Source organism: Vibrio sp. TRT 21S02 (genome assembly GCF_050113675.1).
Taxonomy (GTDB): Bacteria; Pseudomonadota; Gammaproteobacteria; order Enterobacterales; family Vibrionaceae; genus Vibrio.
On the sequence record NZ_JBNJOI010000001.1, the window covers coordinates 96,886 to 113,270 of the forward strand.

The following is a 16,385-nucleotide window of genomic DNA, read 5'->3' on the forward strand; positions in this document are numbered from 1 at the left end:
TAAATACTTGGGGATGCTTGTGCAACACGATGCTTTACTATTCACTTGGCCTGTAACCGTTTATTACGAAGATACAGACGCTGGTGGCGTGGTTTACCATTCTAACTACCTCAAGTTCTTTGAACGTGCGCGGACAGAGCTGCTTCGCAGTGTTGGCGTATCGCAACATATTCTGTTGGAACAAAACATTGGTTTTGTAGTCCGACACATGGACATCGACTTTTTACAAGGCGCGCGACTCGACGACCAATTGATCGTCAACACCCGCATTTCTGAGCTAAAAAGAGCCACCATTAGCTTCTGTCAGGAAATCGTAAACCCTGAAGGCACCACTTTGTGTCGAGCAATGGTTAAGGTAGCATGTATTGATAATGAGAAAATGAGGCCTAAAGCAATGCCTCAATCAATTGTAATGGAGTTAACTCGTAGTGACCGCTGATATTTCAATTCTTGATCTGTTTTTGCAAGCCAGCTTACTGGTTAAGATGGTTATGCTTATCTTGCTTGGAATGTCTATTGTCTCATGGGCAATGATCATTAAGCGTAGCAAAGTGCTTTCACAAGCAACGAAAGATACCGAGTCTTTTGAAGATAAATTTTGGTCTGGTGCTGACTTATCTGTTCTGTATCAAGATGTAAAAAAACGCAAAGACGATTTAACGGGTGCAGAAGAGATCTTCTACTCAGGCTTTACTGAGTTTGCTCGTCTAAGAAAATCAAACGCGTCATCACCTGAATTTATCATGGAAGGAACAGGGCGAGCGATGCGCGTTGCTGTTGCCCGTGAAGTGGATGACTTAGAAACCAATCTACCATTCCTAGCTACTGTTGGTTCTATCAGCCCTTATATTGGTCTGTTTGGTACCGTATGGGGCATCATGCATGCGTTCATAGCATTAGGTGAAGTAAAGCAAGCCACGCTTGCGATGGTTGCGCCAGGTATCGCGGAAGCGCTTGTTGCGACAGCGATGGGTCTTTTTGCTGCAATTCCAGCAGTAATGGCATACAACCGCCTAAGCAATAAAGTTGGCAAACTTGAACACAATTACGCGACTTTCTCTGAAGAATTCCACAGCATTCTCCACCGTCAAGCAATGGCGGGCAGGGAGTAACGCATGGCGGGGTATCAACCAAAAAAACGTAAGATGACCGCAGAGATCAACGTTGTACCTTATATCGACGTGATGTTAGTGCTGTTGATCATCTTTATGGTGACATCGCCATTCGTAACGCAAGGCGTGGATGTTGAGTTACCCAAAACATCGACGGCACAGCCTGCTTCTGAGCTTGCAGGAGACAGTGATGCGAGCTTTATCATCGTAGAAATTGATCGCGATGGAAATTTAGGCTTAAGCGTGAATGACGAAGAAGTTCAACGCGGTCTTTCATTACAAGATGTGATTGTGCGAGTGAAAGCTGAAATCTCACTGAAGCCAGATTCACCGGTGGCTGTAGGTGGTGACGCTGCAACACCTTACGCTGACGTTGTATTAGTATTAGACGAACTAAGCCGGGCAGGGATCCCTAAAGTGGGGCTGCTAACGGATATCAAGGAATAATCCCGGCCGTATATGAAAGAGAAAAAGTCTAATCAAAGCGATTACAAAAAACCGATAGCGATATCGGTGGGGCTTCATGCTGCTTTAGCTATCGCGCTAATTTGGGGCACGGACTTTACCATGTCAGAGCCCGAGCCTACTGGGCAAATTCAAGCGGTTGTGATTGACCCTGCTCTTGTTAAAAAACAGGCGCAGCAGATACGCAGCCAACGTGAAGCCGCCGCAAAGAAAGAACAAGACCGTTTAGATAAGCTTCGCCGCGAAAGTGTGCAACTGGAGAAAAATCGTAAGGCAGAAGAAGAGCGAATTCGTAAGCTAAAAGAGCAGCAAGCGAAAGAAGCCAAAGCCGCTCGTGAAGCGGAGAAGAAACGCCAGCAGAAAGAGAAAGAGCGCAAAGTAGAAGAAGAGCGTGCGCGCAAAGAAAAAGAGCGTGCCGCCAAGCTTGAAACTGAGCGTAAAGCTAAAGAAGCTGCAATCGCAAAAGCGGAAGAAGAGCGCATTGCGCGTGAAAAAGCTGCGAAAGAAGCAGAAGCGAAAGCAAAACGTGAACGTGAAGCGGCTGAAAAAGCGGAAAAAGAACGTATTGCGAAAGAAAAAGCAGCAAAAGAGGCTGCTGAGAAAGCACGTAAAGAAAAAGAACGCTTAGAGCGCTTGGAACGTGAACGCAAAGAACAAGAAGCAGCACTTAACGATATCTTTGCTGGCTTAGAGTCTGAATCAGAGCAAAATAGCTCAGCTCGTAGCAGTTTTGTTACATCAGAAGCGGCAAGATATGGTGAAATCTACAAGCAATTAATTAGACAAAACCTGCTAGTGGAGGACTCTTTTACGGGAAAGTCCTGCAAGGTTAACTTACGTCTAATTCCTGCTGGGGCGGATGCTGTTTTAGGCAATCTATCTGTTTTAGATGGTGATAGTCGTTTGTGCGCCGCAACAAAGCGAGCGGTTGCTCAAGTAGCATCATTTCCATTGCCTAAAAACGACCCAGATGTCGTAGAAAAGCTGAAGAATATTAACCTCACGGTTGAACTGTAATCGTTAATAAGGAATAGCTTGTGTTAAAGCGATTAATTTTAGGATGTTTGCTCGTACTGTCGAGCACCGTTCAGGTAGCAAACGCTGCACTGGAACTTGTTATCACCGATGGTATCGACTCTGCACGACCGATAGCCATTGTGCCTTTTAAGTGGGAGGGAGCAACAAAACTTCCTCAAGACGTCTCTGCTGTAATTGCCTCTGACTTACAGCGTAGTGGTAAGTTTAGCCCAGTCGCAACCAGCAAAATGCCTCAAACACCATACAGTGAAACTGAGGTTGATTTTGATGCGTGGTCTGGTCTTGGCGTGGATGCGCTACTAACGGGCAGCATTACTCAAAATGCGGAAGGTGATTACGTTATCCATTACCAATTGGTTGACGTGGTGCGTGGCCAACTAACTCAAGGCAAAAGCAAAGCGCTTAGTACTGATGGTCAACTGGTGATGTCGAAAGACCACGTTTTATTTAATAAACGTGCGACAGTCCCTGGTCATCGTATGCGTGAATATGCTCACCGCATTTCTGATCTGGTATACAAAGAGTTAACGGGTGAGCGCGGTGCATTTCTTACGCGTATCGCTTACGTGGTTGTCAATGATAAAGACCCATTCCCATATCAAATGCGAGTGGCTGACTACGACGGCTATAACGAACGCCTAGTCCTTCGCTCAAAACAGCCTCTCATGTCACCAGCATGGTCACCAGATGGTAAGAAGCTCGCTTACGTAAGCTTCCAAAATGGTCAAGCTGAAATTTTCATCATGGACATTTATACGGGTAAGCAAGAGAAGATTACTTCATACCCACGTCATAATGGCGCACCAAAATTCTCACCTGATGGCCGCAAACTGGCTTTGGTTTTATCCAAAACCGGCAGCTTACAAGTCTACACGTTAGACTTAGCGACTCGAAAGCTAACTCAAATAACGCGCGGTAGATCAAACAACACTGAACCTTTCTGGCATCCAGATGGTAAATCCTTGATCTTTACCTCGGATCGGGGTGGTAAACCGCAGATTTATCAAGTAAATTTGGCAGACAACTCGGCCAGCCGAATTACCTGGCAGGGCAGCCAGAACCTTGGTGGCCAGATCACTCCAGATGGGCGATTCCTGATCATGGTAAATCGCAGTAACACTGGTTTTAATCTGGCAAAACAAGATTTGGAAACCGGTGCAGTGCAGATTTTAACTAAGACACTGCTCGACGAATCCCCAAGTATTGCGCCAAATGGTGGCATGGTCATATATAGCTCAATTTTTAATAAAAATAATGTGCTGTCTATGGTCTCTATAGATGGACGCTTTAAAGCACGATTACCAGCAACTAACGGGCGTGTACGTGCCCCTGCTTGGTCACCGTTTTTGTAGCAAGTAAGTATCAAAAAGTAAGGAAATTAAACAATGCAACTGAATAAAGTTCTTAAAGGGCTGCTGATTGCGCTACCTGTTCTTGCAGTGACGGCATGTAGTTCAAGCGATGAAGCTGCGAACGCTTCAGGCTCTGAAACTAACCAGTCAACTTCTGGTTCTGCAAATGGTGTAGATACTACCGTAGTTTCACCAATCGGTGAGAACGGTGCACTAACAGAGCAAGAGCTAAAAGAGCAAGCACTTCGTGAGTCTCAAACTATTTACTTCGCATTCGATAACGCGACTATCGCGGGTGACTACGAAGAAATGCTTGCAGCACACGCAGCGTACCTTGTTAAGAACCCTGCACTTGAAGTGACTATCGAAGGTCACGCCGATGAGCGCGGTACACCTGAGTACAACATCGCTCTAGGTGAGCGTCGTGCACAAGCGGTAGCAAAATACCTACAAGCATTAGGTGTTCAAGCGAACCAAATCGCAATCGTTAGCTACGGTGAAGAAAAGCCACTTCTACTGGGTCAATCAGAAGAAGTTTACGCTAAGAACCGCCGTGCAGTTCTAGTTTACTAATTGAGGACGTCCCTCATGCTCAGTAACTTAAAGCGCGTTTTCACGCTTACGTTACTGGCCAGTGCAGCGAGCCAAGTGCTTGCTGCACCAGCCCCAGTATCTGATTTAAATAGCAGCAGAATTGCTGCCACCTCTTCTGTCATTGCCGCTTCCAATGAAACTGATACCCAGCGTCTTGAACGCTTGCTGGAAAATCGCAATCGTGTCCAGTTACAAATGCAACAGCAAATGGACGATATGTCCCTAGAGATCAGTGAACTTCGTGGACAGCTTGAAAAGAACAACTACGATATGCAGCAAATGTTGCAGCGTCAAAGAGAGTTGTTTGTCGAGTTGGATAAACTGCGTGGAGAAGTGAAAAAAGGCGCGACGGTTGCTCCTGTAGATATCGCTGATAATACGGATACCGAAGGTACTTTTAGCACCAATGCGGATGAGCAAAAAGCGTATCAAAATGCAGTTGATCTAGTGTTGAAAAAACGCGATTTTGCCGGTGCAATTAAAGCGTTTAACCAGTTCCAAAAAGACTTCCCTGACTCTGCTTTTTCACCAAATGCGAGCTACTGGTTAGGTCAGCTCTATTTTGCGAAGAAGCAAGATAAAGAAGCCGTGAAGAATTTTGCTTCGGTATTGACCTATAAAGACTCTAGCAAGCGTGCTGATGCATTAGTAAAACTTGGTGATATTGCTGGGCGTAATAATAACGCTGCTCAAGCAAAAAAATACTATCAACAAGTACTTAATGAATATCCAGACAGTGCTTCTGCTAAGTTAGCCAAAGAAAACTTGAAGAAACTTTAGTCAGTTTGGTTAGTCATAGAAAGGGTGCGATTCGCACCCTTTTTTTGAATGGGATTCCGTTTTGATTATCAAAGTGAATCCGTTGTACAATACTCGGATTACTGGAAGTTGCACAGAGCAAAAGCAATGAGCCACATATTAGATAAAATTGACACAGTTTACCCATTCCCACCAAAACCAATTCCACTGACAGACGAAGAAAAGCAAAGCTACATCGCCAGCATTAAATCTTTGCTGATAGAGAAAGATGCCGTTTTGATCGCGCATTACTATACCGATCCTGAAATCCAAGCGTTAGCTGAAGAGACTGGTGGTTTTGTTGGTGATTCCTTGGAAATGGCCAAATTTGGTAATCGTCATCCGGCGAGCACTCTCATCATTGCAGGTGTTCGTTTTATGGGTGAATCTGCCAAAATCCTCACACCAGAAAAACGCATTCTGATGCCAACGCTGGAAGCAGAGTGTTCTCTTGATCTTGGCTGCCCAGCAGATAAGTTCACCGAGTTTTGTGATGCCCACCCTGATCATACCGTTGTAGTGTATGCCAACACATCAGCTGCAGTTAAAGCGCGCGCTGACTGGGTTGTGACATCCAGTATTGCTCTGGAAATTGTCGAGCATTTAGATGCCGAAGATAAGCCAATTATCTGGGGGCCAGACAGACACCTTGGTTCTTACATTGCCAATCAAACAGGCGCAGATATGCTGCTATGGCAAGGGGAATGTGTTGTGCATGATGAGTTCTCGGCTGATGCATTGCGTAAAATGAAGTCTGTTTATCCTGATGCTGCGATTTTAGTTCATCCAGAGTCTCCTGCGAGCGTTGTAGAGCTGGCAGACGCGGTAGGTTCAACCAGTCAGTTGATCAAAGCAGCAAAAGAATTGCCACATTCACAAATGATCGTGGCAACGGACAAAGGCATCTTCTTCAAGATGCAGCAGCTTGTCCCGGAGAAAGAGTTGATTGAAGCACCAACGGCAGGTGCAGGTGCGACATGTCGTAGCTGTGCCCATTGCCCTTGGATGGCGATGAATGGCTTAAAAGCAATTGAAGGTGCTCTTCGCGATGGTGGTGAAGAACACGAAATTTTTGTCGATGAAGCGCTTCGTGTGAAATCTCTTATCCCATTAAACCGCATGTTGGACTTTGCTGAACAATTAAACATGCAAGTTAAGGGTAACGCCTAATAGTGAGATAAACATCACAGATATAAGACCAGCCGTTTAGGCTGGTTTTTTTATGTGTCAAATTCTTCTTATATTCATCAGCTTAATTCAACTTGGCGATTAACAATGACGATCTGGCTCGTTTTAAAAAAGTGGTTTAAGTCGCATGTATTTCGGTTAAGCAATCGCAATTTGTTGCTTCTCACGCTTGTCTATATTGCCGCCTCATGGCTGCTACTCAAGGCGGCAGGCGAGAATGCACTGACCGACGATTACTCAACCTTTATCTATTACCTTATGGTAACGGCTTCGACAGTAGGCTATGGGGATTACTCACCAGAAACTGCCGCAGGTAAATGGGTGGTGATTCTGTTTATTATCCCGGGTGGTCTAAGTTTATTTGCCTCGATGCTTGGGCGAATTGCGAGCACGGCTATCGAATATTGGCGAGCAGGCATTTTAGGAAAACGGAGAGTTCGAGTGGAAAATCACATCTTACTATTGGGTTGGAATGGGCAACGGACCATGCACCTCATTCGTATGTTACAACACGAAGAAGTTGGGAAGCGTCCTATCGTATTATGTAGCCGCTCAGATATCGAAAACCCGCTACCGGGAGAGATCGCATTTGTCAAAGTGACGAGCTACACCGATGAGCAAGAAATGAAAAATGCCAACATTGCTCAGGCAAATTGTATTGTGGTGGATAACTTAGAAGATGATGTCACGCTTTCTGCCGCTTTATACTGTGCGAACATCAACAGCTCAGCGCATTTACTGGCTTATTTTAAAGATGAAGCGCTGAGTAATTTACTTAGTCAGCACTGTCCTAATGCCGAGTGCATACCTGCTGTGGGTGCTGAGATGCTAGCGAAAGCAGCCGTTGACCCAGGTTCAAGTGCCTTGCACCAAGAGTTATTGGCTTCAACACGCGGTATGACGCAATATTCCACGGTATATTCGCAAGGGTTGCCAGAGACAACGGTTGATGTGTTATTTAACTACATGAAAAGAGAACATCAGGCTACATTGATTGCATTGGACATAGGGAATGGGATAGAGCTCAACCCTGAACTGACAGTGGTTGTTCCGGCAGAAAGTAAACTGTTCTACATTGCTGATGAACGAATAGAAAATTTCGATTGGCAGAAAATACACTGATAAATCGTGCAAAAAATAAGGGGAGCTCATTGAGCTCCCCTTATTTTATTCTTTAGTGCTTATTGCTGCTCAGCGAGGGCGACGCCGCGAATCGTTAGGCCACATAACATCGTTGGCATCGCATTGAAGATCTCTTCAAACTGCTCAAGCCCTTCAATACCTTGCTCAGCCAGTGTTGCTATCGATGTCTCTGGATCGTATAGCATGCTAAGAGAAAGCAAGACACCGCCTAATAGCGCACTGTTTTCACTGTCTTCAGGCATTAGTGTTTCCCAATCATCACGAGCAAGCTGCCAGCCTTGGAGCAGACCTTCACAAAAATCACGTGTGGCCTCGTTAACGATATCTTCTTCATCTAACTGACAGTCCGTTGGCCATTGCCAGTTATTATCAAGTAGAGAAGGGCGGTATTCATTCCACAATTGAATAATGTGGTCGATGTAAATTTCCAGTTGCTCACCGTCTGAAAAAGGAGCAGTTTCTTCGCCTCCCCATAAGAAAGGCAACCACTCATGTGGGGATAGCACATTCGGCGCTGCCGCCATTGCTGTGACAAAACCATGGGTTTTAGCTTCATTAATCAGTTTGCCTTCCAGCTCTGGCTGTGAGAGAAGTTCATGTAAAGTCAAATCTGTAACCACTCATTCAGAAATAATCTAAGTTGCTGGCTAGTCTATCAGCCAAGTGTGATCAGAAAAAGGTTGTAGATAACGGATCTTCGCTATAATTTTTGTTAAACAACATAATATCAACTGTTTATGAGTATACGTTCTTCGTTAAAAAGAAAGAGTATTATTGCACTTGCTGTTTATCTTGCCCTTGTCATTACTGTCATCGGTACGGTCAGCTATATGGTGGTTGAACCGCCAATTCGCGATCAGCTAGAACGTAATCTCGATACCCGAAATCAGCTTCTTTCGGAACAAATATCAGAGCCCCTCAATAGCTCACTGGGCATTTTGCAAAGCGTGGTCAGTATCGGTAACACTGGCGAGTCGCAAGCTCATCAAGAGCATATGTTGTTTTCACTCTTTTCAGTATTAGATGGCATTACCGTCAGTGGTGGTTTGTGGCCAATTCCTTATTCGATCGATAAAGAAATTGCTTATTCAAGCTTGTTTTTCAACCGCGCATCAGATGGAAAAATTGATAAAGTGACTTCGTGGGATAACCCAGAGTCTGGCGGATACGACAAAGAAGATTGGTATACCTCGGTAGTCAACCAACCCATGGGAACGGTGTCTTGGTCGCAAGTGTATATCGATGCCTTTACGCACGTACAAATGATCACTGCTTCATCGCCTTATTATATCAATGGTGAGTTTGCCGGTGTTGCGACGGTAGACCTCTCGTTGGCCGAGTTAGTGGATTTTGTTCGTCGCCATGCGGAACAGAATGAGCTAGGCGTGTTACTACGAGATGCACACGGAGATGTCATAACAGAGCATAATTTCCAATTAGTGAAAGGGATCTACATTAGTCAGAACAGTTTTGGTGACTTTAATTGGAATGTAGAAGTGGTTAACTCCAAACGGTTAGTGGCAGAGCAGGTATATGATCTGGTGACTAAAGTGGAGACGGGGATTATTCCAATAATGCTTATCTGCGTAATGGCGGGTTATGTGTTAATTAACCGCTCATTGATCCGGCCCATTACTGTGATTGCACAAAAAGTTGATGATTCACGTCGAGGCGGCATCATCGACATGACCTACCGCAGTGACGATGAAATTAAGCATTTGATTGATACCTTCAATCAAAAGACTGTTTATCTTGAAGCCGAAAAGGTAAAGGCTCAAGCTTCTACCAAAGCAAAAAGTGCATTTTTGGCAACCCTATCCCATGAAATTCGAACGCCGATGAATGGGGTGCTCGGGACGGCTCAAATACTATTGAAAACCCAACTGAGCGATGAACAACGCAAGCACCTGAAAACGCTGTATGATTCGGGCGATCATATGATGACGCTACTCAATGAAATTCTCGACTTCTCTAAAATTGAGCAAGGGCATCTAGAGTTAGAGAAAAACGCCTTTCCGTTTGACTCCATTGTCGGCAGTATCAACAGCGTTTACCACACACTCTGTTCAGAGAAAGGGTTGCAGTTTAAAGTCTATTCCGAGATCAGCAATGGGCGTTGGTATCGTTCAGACAAAGCGCGGCTGCGTCAGGTGTTGTTCAACCTTCTCAACAATGCCGTTAAATTTACCTCTCGTGGTTACGTTGAAGTCTATTTCCGTGAGGTGGAAAAAGATGGCAATAACTACCTGTCAATCAAGGTGCGTGATACGGGGATTGGCATCGCCAAGAGCGCGCATGAAAAAATTTTCAAGCCTTTCGAGCAAGCGGAATCTTCCACTACAAGGCGCTTTGGCGGTACCGGTCTTGGTTTAGCGATTGTTAAACAAATTACGGATTTGATGAATGGGAGCATTGAGCTTTCAAGCGAGCCGGGGATTGGTACCAGTTTTGAAGTACTGCTGGAAATGGAGATATCAAAAGCAGGCTCAGTTGAAATAAAAGAGCACCATAAACTGGACTACTCAGGTCTAAGAGCGCTGATCGTTGAAGACAATCGCACCAATGCCATCATCCTCACCACCTTTATGAGCAATAAAGGGTTTACCTGTGAATGTGTAGAAAATGGTGAGTTGGCGGTTTACCAAGTCGTAAATAACGAATACGACTTAATTTTAATGGATAACCATATGCCTGTAATGGATGGCGTAGAAGCCATCTCCGCGATTCGTGCATTAAACAACCCACAATCTAAGATCCTTATCTTTGGTTGTACTGCCGATGTATTTAAAGAAACACGAGAGCGAATGCTCGGGTCTGGCGCCGACTACATCGTGGCAAAACCCATTGATGAAGCGGAACTTGATGATGCCCTGTATCGATATGCTAAAAAACTCTATCAATTCAAACCGCAAGCGAAAGCTGTTGAGCAAGAAAACAACATTGAGCAAACTTTGCTAGAAATGTACTTAGCAGTAGAAAGCCAAGATATACCAAGTGTAACGGTTTGTTTAACTCGTTTAGACAACGCCCTTCCAGAGAACATAGAAGCCTCAATCCAAGACACATTAACCCAATTGAAACAACAGTTGATGGATGATGTCCTACCTTCTCAAACCGAATTAGATGTATTAACCGTTCTTTTAAAAGACTACTGTAGTTAAATTACAGTATTTTGATTAAAAATTAATCGAATCTGCAAAATCTAGATATAAAAGCTAGTTTTTGTTCAGTTTTTGGTTATATATTCACTTAATTGTTTTTAATAAAGAATCTAAAGCTGAATTATATATGATTTAATAGTCATATAAACTGGTATTTTGTTGTTAATCCAGTTTTATGTGTTATTAATGCTCTTTTTATATAGTGAAATGTTTTAGAGGAAAAGCAATGAAAGTGCGTGGGCCATTTTGTATTCGTCATGCTGCAGCGGATACGTTTGCTATGGTGGTTTTTTGTTTTATTTCAGGAATGGTCATCGAGATCTTTATTTCAGGAATGACGTTTGAACAATCTCTCGCATCACGCTTACTCTCTATCCCAGTAAATATCGCTATTGCATGGCCGTATGGTTTCTTCCGTGATTTTGTTTTAAAGCAGGGGAGAAGAGTTTCTCCAAGCGGTATCATGAAGAACATCTCAGACCTAGTTGCTTATGTGCTGTTCCAATCCCCAGTGTATGCGGCAATTTTATTTACCGTTGGTGCCTCAACCGACCAAATCGTTACAGCAGTAGCGAGTAACGCACTGGTTTCTTGCGGAATGGGCGTTTTATACGGTTACTTTCTCGACTTATGCCGCAAATGGTTTAAGGTTCCGGGTTACTACCAACAAGCTTAAACTGGCTAACAACGCGCCGCATTAGTCAGATAATAAGCAAACGAGGTTGGGATAAGGGATTTTTTAGGATTACCCCTTGACCTTATCCAGTAGAATCATTAAATTAGCGCCTCGTTAGCCAAATGCGCTAACCACAATTTGATTCGGTGAGTTGTCCGAGTGGCTGAAGGAGCACGCCTGGAAAGTGTGTATACGGCAACGTATCGAGAGTTCGAATCTCTCACTCACCGCCACATTCTTGAAGAAAGACGCCCTAGGGCGTCTTTTTTTATGCCAGCCATAAAACTACTAGCTTGTAGTCTATCCATTCTTAATCAATGTGGCTTAGTTCTCCCGAAAGTTCTGGATGAAAACCTGTTGTTAATATCGAGGGCGAACATAATTGTCATCTCACCTATTATGGAACCTTATTTGTCAAAGATTTCGAATCTAATCTACTGATATCAATAGGTATGAATTTACGTTAAGCGTTTTTTTATAGACTACTAGATGCAATTAACAGTTTTACTAATCATTAGTTGACGTGATGCCCATCCCAAAAATAAGGTTATGTTATTCGCATTGATGAATATTCTCATTTTTGAGTACTAATCCACGTTGGTAAGCTAGGTATGGAACTCACTCCGGTATTAAAAGAAGTGCAAGCTTTTGTGTATGCTGAGCATGAAGCTAACACGGAAAATCTTCTAGAAATTTGGAAGAAACCTTTAAAAGAAAAATTGCTAAGAGGTGAAACTCAGCGAATAGAGTCAGTCAAGTATTTCGACTCCAATCACCTGGAAGTTGTATTAGGTGATAACGAATCACGCTTTAGAGAAGGCGACATGATCTGTTTACACCTTGGTGAACCGTCTGATTACAAAGTGTTTGACCAAGTAACCATTGAAGCAGAAAACGATGGTGAGTGGTTACTTAAAGTCAAAGTAGATCAAAGTTTACTCCCAGAGTTAAGCAAAGGATGTTATGCCGACCCCACAGGCATGGATTTAAAGCCGTTTTACGATAAAGCTCTAGTTGATGTAGCCACGTCTAAGATAGGTAGAGAGGTACTACTTCCTCTTCTATCTGGACAGCTAAATACTGGAACAATTTATGCCGATGACTTCGATGATGCGGCCGATTATGCGGAGTCACGAGGGTTAAATGAAAAGCAAAGTGATGCTGTAGGGCTCGGCGTTGCCTCAAAATACCTAGCGTGTATTCAAGGTCCTCCCGGAACAGGTAAAACAAAAGTTATAAGTATTATCGCTAAGCTTCTTGTTGAATCTGGGCAAAGAGTTCTCATGACTTCCCATACCCACATGGCGATCAACAATGCACTCAATAAAATTGTTGAGGAAGGCGTTCCTGTTGCAAAAGTTAGTGCAAGCGGTGGCAAGAAATCTTTGAGTGATAAAGTTCAGCATTTTGAATACGCATCAAAATGGGAAGATATACCAGATACTGGGTATGTCATCGGTGCTACACCTTTTGCGACCTGTAGTGAACGGCTTGAAAGCTTTACATTTGACACCATCATTTTTGATGAAGCGAGTCAGATTACAGTTCCATTAGCATTAATGGCGATGAGAAAAGGGTGTAGATTTGTATTTGTTGGGGATCATAAGCAGCTTCCTCCCGTAATACTTTCCCAATCAGTCTTAGAAGATAGCTCAGCCTTCTCGAAGATGATTCTTGGCAATGAAAAGGTTTCTGTGATGTTAAGCCAGACATATCGTATGTCTCCGGCCTTAACCCAATGGCCGAGTCATTGTTACTATAAGGGGGATCTGGAATCGAAAAGATCATCTGCGTTATCATCATTTTCTTTACCTCAAAAACCTTACAAATATTCCGACGTTCTTTCTAACGAACAACCTTCCGTGTTTATTAAAACACCAGGGGTAAATGCTCGTAGTGTAAACAGAAAAGAAGCGGATTTAGTGGCGGATTTGATAACCGCGGCTGTTGACGCTGGTTTACCTGCTGAAGAAATCGGAGTAGTTACTCCGTTTCGTGGGCATGCCAAAGCTCTAAAATCTAGTCTTCAGGATAAGTTAGGAATATTTACAGCAAAATCAGTTGTAACTGATACCGTTGAAAGGATGCAGGGCCAAGAGCGGGAAATGATTATTGTGTCATTCTGCTCTTCAGATCCCCAATATATTAGTGCTATCGCCGAGTTCTTTTTCCAGGCGGAACGTCTCAATGTTGCCATTACTCGACCTCAGACTAAGTTGATTATTGTTGGTCCTGAGATATCAGAAGGAATGTTGCAAGAGGTTGAGGACCCAAAGGTTAAGAAAAATATCGAAGATTATAACTCCTTAGTGAATCACTGCTATAACGTGGAAGTGGATTAATGGCAAATATAGATACGATTACAGGTTTAGATCGCAAACATCGACGTCATTTCAAGAAAGTGTTCAACAGACTTAATGACGAGTTTTTCATACGCGAATCATTATTAGATACTCTACAAGTCGCTCCTTGCATTATTGAGGGGCCTTGCAATAGCTGGGTTTTTGTTGGGGTTCACTCAGAAGTGCCGGAGAAAGATGATCTTTCTAAACTATCCAACTTCAATAGTTCTATGTTGAAACTAGGTTTAAAACCAATCCAGTATCTTGCTATCGTCGATAAAATGGGTTTGGCAGAAGGTAGTAATTTGCAAGTCGACGGTGTGCTCTCTGAATATGTACAAATGGTCGACAACAAAGCGTTTATTGAGGGGGGTGAACAGTTAATCCAGTCTGCATTAACTGAATTCACAATCGAGGAGCATACTCGAATCAAGCGAACGTTTTTTCCTGAGTCTGTAATCCCAGCACAATGTAGCACTCGCCGAAGAAAAGCATCAGTGGATAATACTGCTAAACTGCTTCCATTCTTTCTAGATTACGATCAAGAGCTAGCAACAAGACTCGACATGGTAGAGTCAGTTGACTCTGAAGAAGAGGGGCAGGAAGACATTTCGGTAAGATTGATAAATGGGGTCGCCGGAAGTGGAAAAACTCTCATTTTAATTAATCGCGCGGCGCTATATTGTAAAAAGTATCCTGAAAAAAAAGTGCTATTAGCAATACACAATAAACCAGTAACGGAAGATATTAAATATAGATTTGACACTTGGCTTAAAGGCAAACCAGATAATCTAGAAATCGCGACTTTTCATTCATTTGCATTAAAGCAATACAGTAAAAGCCATCAGCGTGTTAAGCCTGTATTCGGTGATGTAAATCTGCAAGAAGAAAAGAAGGACGTGTTAATTGATAACAACGAAGCTTATACGCAACTATCGTTAACAGATGAACAGATTTGGTCTGAGCTTGAGTACATCAATGATTATTTGATTAAAGACAAAGAAGAGTATTTGGAGTTCGATCGACAAGGTCGTGGCTTTGCTTTACAAAAGAGCCAACGAGAGCATATTTGGCAGCTATATGTTGATTTTTCTGCTCGGTTGTCATCGGTTAAGAAATACCTACCGAGCTTATATATCAAGAAAGTTGCACTATCAGACAAACCTATTGAGCAGTTTGACCACATACTTCTAGATGAGGCTCAGTTCTTCGCGCCATCGTGGTTGCAATTGATTAAACGCTCATTGACTCCGGGTGGTCAACTTTTTATTTGTGCTGACCCAAATCAGGGCTTTTTAAAGAGCCGCCTAAGCTGGAAGAGCGTAGGTTTAAATGTTCGGGGTCGTACTAAACGCCTAAATCACTCTTATCGAACTACTTATGAAATAATGGTTGCTGCAAACGCCTTATTAGATGGGTTGGAAGGGAATCCTGAAGACTATGTTAAGCCGGACTATGAAAAAATGGCTAGAGGCCACAAGCCTCACCTCATATATTCCCGAAATGCGCAAGATGAGAAAAAAAGATTTCTGAATGAGCTGCTGGCATTGGTTCAATCAGATACCGTAGCTCTGCATCAAATCATGGTTTTATGCAGCCCTGAGTATAACCCTTGGTCACTCAAGCAAGATATTGAAAAACGTATTGGCTCAAACAAAGTTATTAATTACAACAACGCAAAAGAGCTTGCAGATAATGTAGGTAGTAAGATTAGACTGCTCAATATCAATAGCTGTACGGGCATGGAATCTGGTACGGTTTTTGTTCTGGGCGCAGGTCATATCATTAACCAGCCTAAGAACTTAGAGCTGAGTGACTCAGAGAGAGAAGAAGCTTTGCAGGAATCAATGCGCAAACTTTATGTGGCAATGACCAGAGCAGGGCAAAAACTCGTCGTTTTCAGTACTGAAGAATTTCCTGATAATGCTAAAAAGTTCATTGAAATTACAGGAGAAGTTACCCAAGTTTAATGACTTTTTGTGAGTAAGTTAATCGGCTACGAACTGCAGCATTGCGCTCTAGAGGAAAAACTTGTGTTTTTTGTTGTAGTCTTCGAACCGCGGCAGAATTAAGAATTCTCCCTCTATCACTTTCGAAGTTGGTTTGCTTTGCAATTTTATCGGGCTCATCTAATGGACGAGGTTTGGATGCAACGCCGTTGTGATAAACCCGCGTCCCTCTAACTTTTTCGTTGAAGTTGATAGTCATTGTTTTTTCTTATTCTCTTAACATTAATATTTAACCTAAACCAAAGTGCTAGTATATTCGTGCGTAATCATATGAGTAAAGTAGTAAAGGTATGATTATGTTAGATTCTTTTTCAGGAAGTCAGAATGACGGCTTAAAACAACAAACAATCAATAATGGGTTGTTTTGAGGTTTTCGTCTGCCTTGTAAGTGGAAACGAGAGTTAAACCTATTTCAGAGCGCTTAGCCAATGGGGCATTCCAACTATCCACCATCCTTATAACGCTGAGCGCTTACTATTTTCATTTCTAATATTCATTGACGCAAAC

Annotated in this window: 14 protein-coding genes, 1 tRNA gene and 1 pseudogene; 14 read left to right on the forward strand and 2 right to left on the reverse strand. The window is 43.1% G+C overall.

All coding sequences use genetic code 11. The features are described from left to right. Nucleotides 1-13: 13 nt before the first annotated feature. The 9 genes from ybgC to ACQEXU_RS00605 all read left to right on the forward strand — a co-directional run bounded on the left by ybgC (nt 14) and on the right by ACQEXU_RS00605 (nt 7,669). Nucleotides 14-439, forward strand: coding sequence for a tol-pal system-associated acyl-CoA thioesterase (gene ybgC / locus ACQEXU_RS00565; RefSeq protein ID WP_367989186.1), 426 nt, complete (start codon nt 14-16; stop codon nt 437-439). Then, nucleotides 429-1,112 carry a protein TolQ gene (tolQ, locus tag ACQEXU_RS00570; protein WP_367986829.1) on the forward strand — a complete coding sequence of 228 codons (684 nt, stop codon included), beginning with the start codon at nt 429-431 and terminating at the stop codon, nt 1,110-1,112. The genes ybgC and tolQ overlap by 11 nt, the downstream gene beginning before the upstream one ends. 3 nt (nt 1,113-1,115) lie before the next feature. Further along, nucleotides 1,116-1,559: a protein TolR gene (tolR, locus tag ACQEXU_RS00575; RefSeq protein ID WP_367986828.1), complete on the forward strand. Its 444-nt coding sequence runs from the start codon at nt 1,116-1,118 to the stop codon at nt 1,557-1,559. Nucleotides 1,560-1,571: 12 nt separating this feature from the next. Continuing rightward, nucleotides 1,572-2,594 carry a cell envelope integrity protein TolA gene (gene tolA, locus ACQEXU_RS00580; protein WP_427009257.1) on the forward strand — a complete coding sequence of 341 codons (1,023 nt, stop codon included), beginning with the start codon at nt 1,572-1,574 and terminating at the stop codon, nt 2,592-2,594. A 20-nt stretch (nt 2,595-2,614) separates the two neighbouring features. Beyond that, nucleotides 2,615-3,967, forward strand: a complete 1,353-nt coding sequence (tolB, locus tag ACQEXU_RS00585) for a Tol-Pal system beta propeller repeat protein TolB (protein WP_427009258.1) — start codon at nt 2,615-2,617, stop codon at nt 3,965-3,967. A gap of 33 nt (nt 3,968-4,000) precedes the next feature. Continuing rightward, nucleotides 4,001-4,540: a peptidoglycan-associated lipoprotein Pal gene (pal, locus tag ACQEXU_RS00590; protein WP_367986825.1), complete on the forward strand. Its 540-nt coding sequence runs from the start codon at nt 4,001-4,003 to the stop codon at nt 4,538-4,540. A gap of 15 nt (nt 4,541-4,555) precedes the next feature. Beyond that, the gene (ybgF, locus tag ACQEXU_RS00595; protein WP_427009259.1) at nt 4,556-5,341 is read left to right on the forward strand and encodes a tol-pal system protein YbgF; all 786 of its coding nucleotides are present in this window, start codon (nt 4,556-4,558) and stop codon (nt 5,339-5,341) included. 126 nt (nt 5,342-5,467) lie between these two features. Continuing rightward, complete coding sequence (nadA, locus tag ACQEXU_RS00600; protein WP_367986823.1) at nt 5,468-6,529, forward strand: quinolinate synthase NadA; 1,062 nt, start codon at nt 5,468-5,470, stop codon at nt 6,527-6,529. A gap of 105 nt (nt 6,530-6,634) precedes the next feature. Continuing rightward, nucleotides 6,635-7,669: a potassium channel family protein gene (locus ACQEXU_RS00605; RefSeq protein ID WP_427009260.1), complete on the forward strand. Its 1,035-nt coding sequence runs from the start codon at nt 6,635-6,637 to the stop codon at nt 7,667-7,669. A gap of 59 nt (nt 7,670-7,728) precedes the next feature. On the opposite strand, the gene ACQEXU_RS00610 is transcribed toward ACQEXU_RS00605, so the two are convergent. Then, the gene (locus tag ACQEXU_RS00610) at nt 7,729-8,298 is read right to left on the reverse strand and encodes a UPF0149 family protein (protein ID WP_427009261.1); all 570 of its coding nucleotides are present in this window, start codon (nt 8,296-8,298) and stop codon (nt 7,729-7,731) included. Nucleotides 8,299-8,427: 129 nt separating this feature from the next. Between ACQEXU_RS00610 and ACQEXU_RS00615 the strand changes: the two genes are divergently transcribed. The 5 genes from ACQEXU_RS00615 to ACQEXU_RS00635 all read left to right on the forward strand — a co-directional run bounded on the left by ACQEXU_RS00615 (nt 8,428) and on the right by ACQEXU_RS00635 (nt 15,839). Next, entirely contained in the window at nt 8,428-10,851 is a 2,424-nt protein-coding gene (locus ACQEXU_RS00615; RefSeq protein ID WP_427009262.1) for an ATP-binding protein, read from the forward strand. A 226-nt stretch (nt 10,852-11,077) separates the two neighbouring features. Then, nucleotides 11,078-11,527, forward strand: coding sequence for an L-alanine exporter AlaE (locus ACQEXU_RS00620; protein WP_427009263.1), 450 nt, complete (start codon nt 11,078-11,080; stop codon nt 11,525-11,527). A 145-nt stretch (nt 11,528-11,672) separates the two neighbouring features. Beyond that, a tRNA-Ser gene (locus ACQEXU_RS00625) sits at nt 11,673-11,760 on the forward strand. Between the two features lie 378 nt (nt 11,761-12,138). Further along, nucleotides 12,139-13,869: an AAA domain-containing protein gene (locus ACQEXU_RS00630; RefSeq protein WP_427009264.1), complete on the forward strand. Its 1,731-nt coding sequence runs from the start codon at nt 12,139-12,141 to the stop codon at nt 13,867-13,869. Further along, nucleotides 13,869-15,839: a UvrD-helicase domain-containing protein gene (locus ACQEXU_RS00635; RefSeq protein WP_427009265.1), complete on the forward strand. Its 1,971-nt coding sequence runs from the start codon at nt 13,869-13,871 to the stop codon at nt 15,837-15,839. The genes ACQEXU_RS00630 and ACQEXU_RS00635 overlap by 1 nt, the downstream gene beginning before the upstream one ends. Here ACQEXU_RS00635 and ACQEXU_RS00640 read toward each other — a convergent pair. Beyond that, nucleotides 15,829-16,077: pseudogene (locus ACQEXU_RS00640) on the reverse strand (dGTPase); the annotation flags it as partial. The gene ACQEXU_RS00635 and the pseudogene ACQEXU_RS00640 overlap by 11 nt on opposite strands. Nucleotides 16,078-16,385 lie beyond the last annotated feature (308 nt).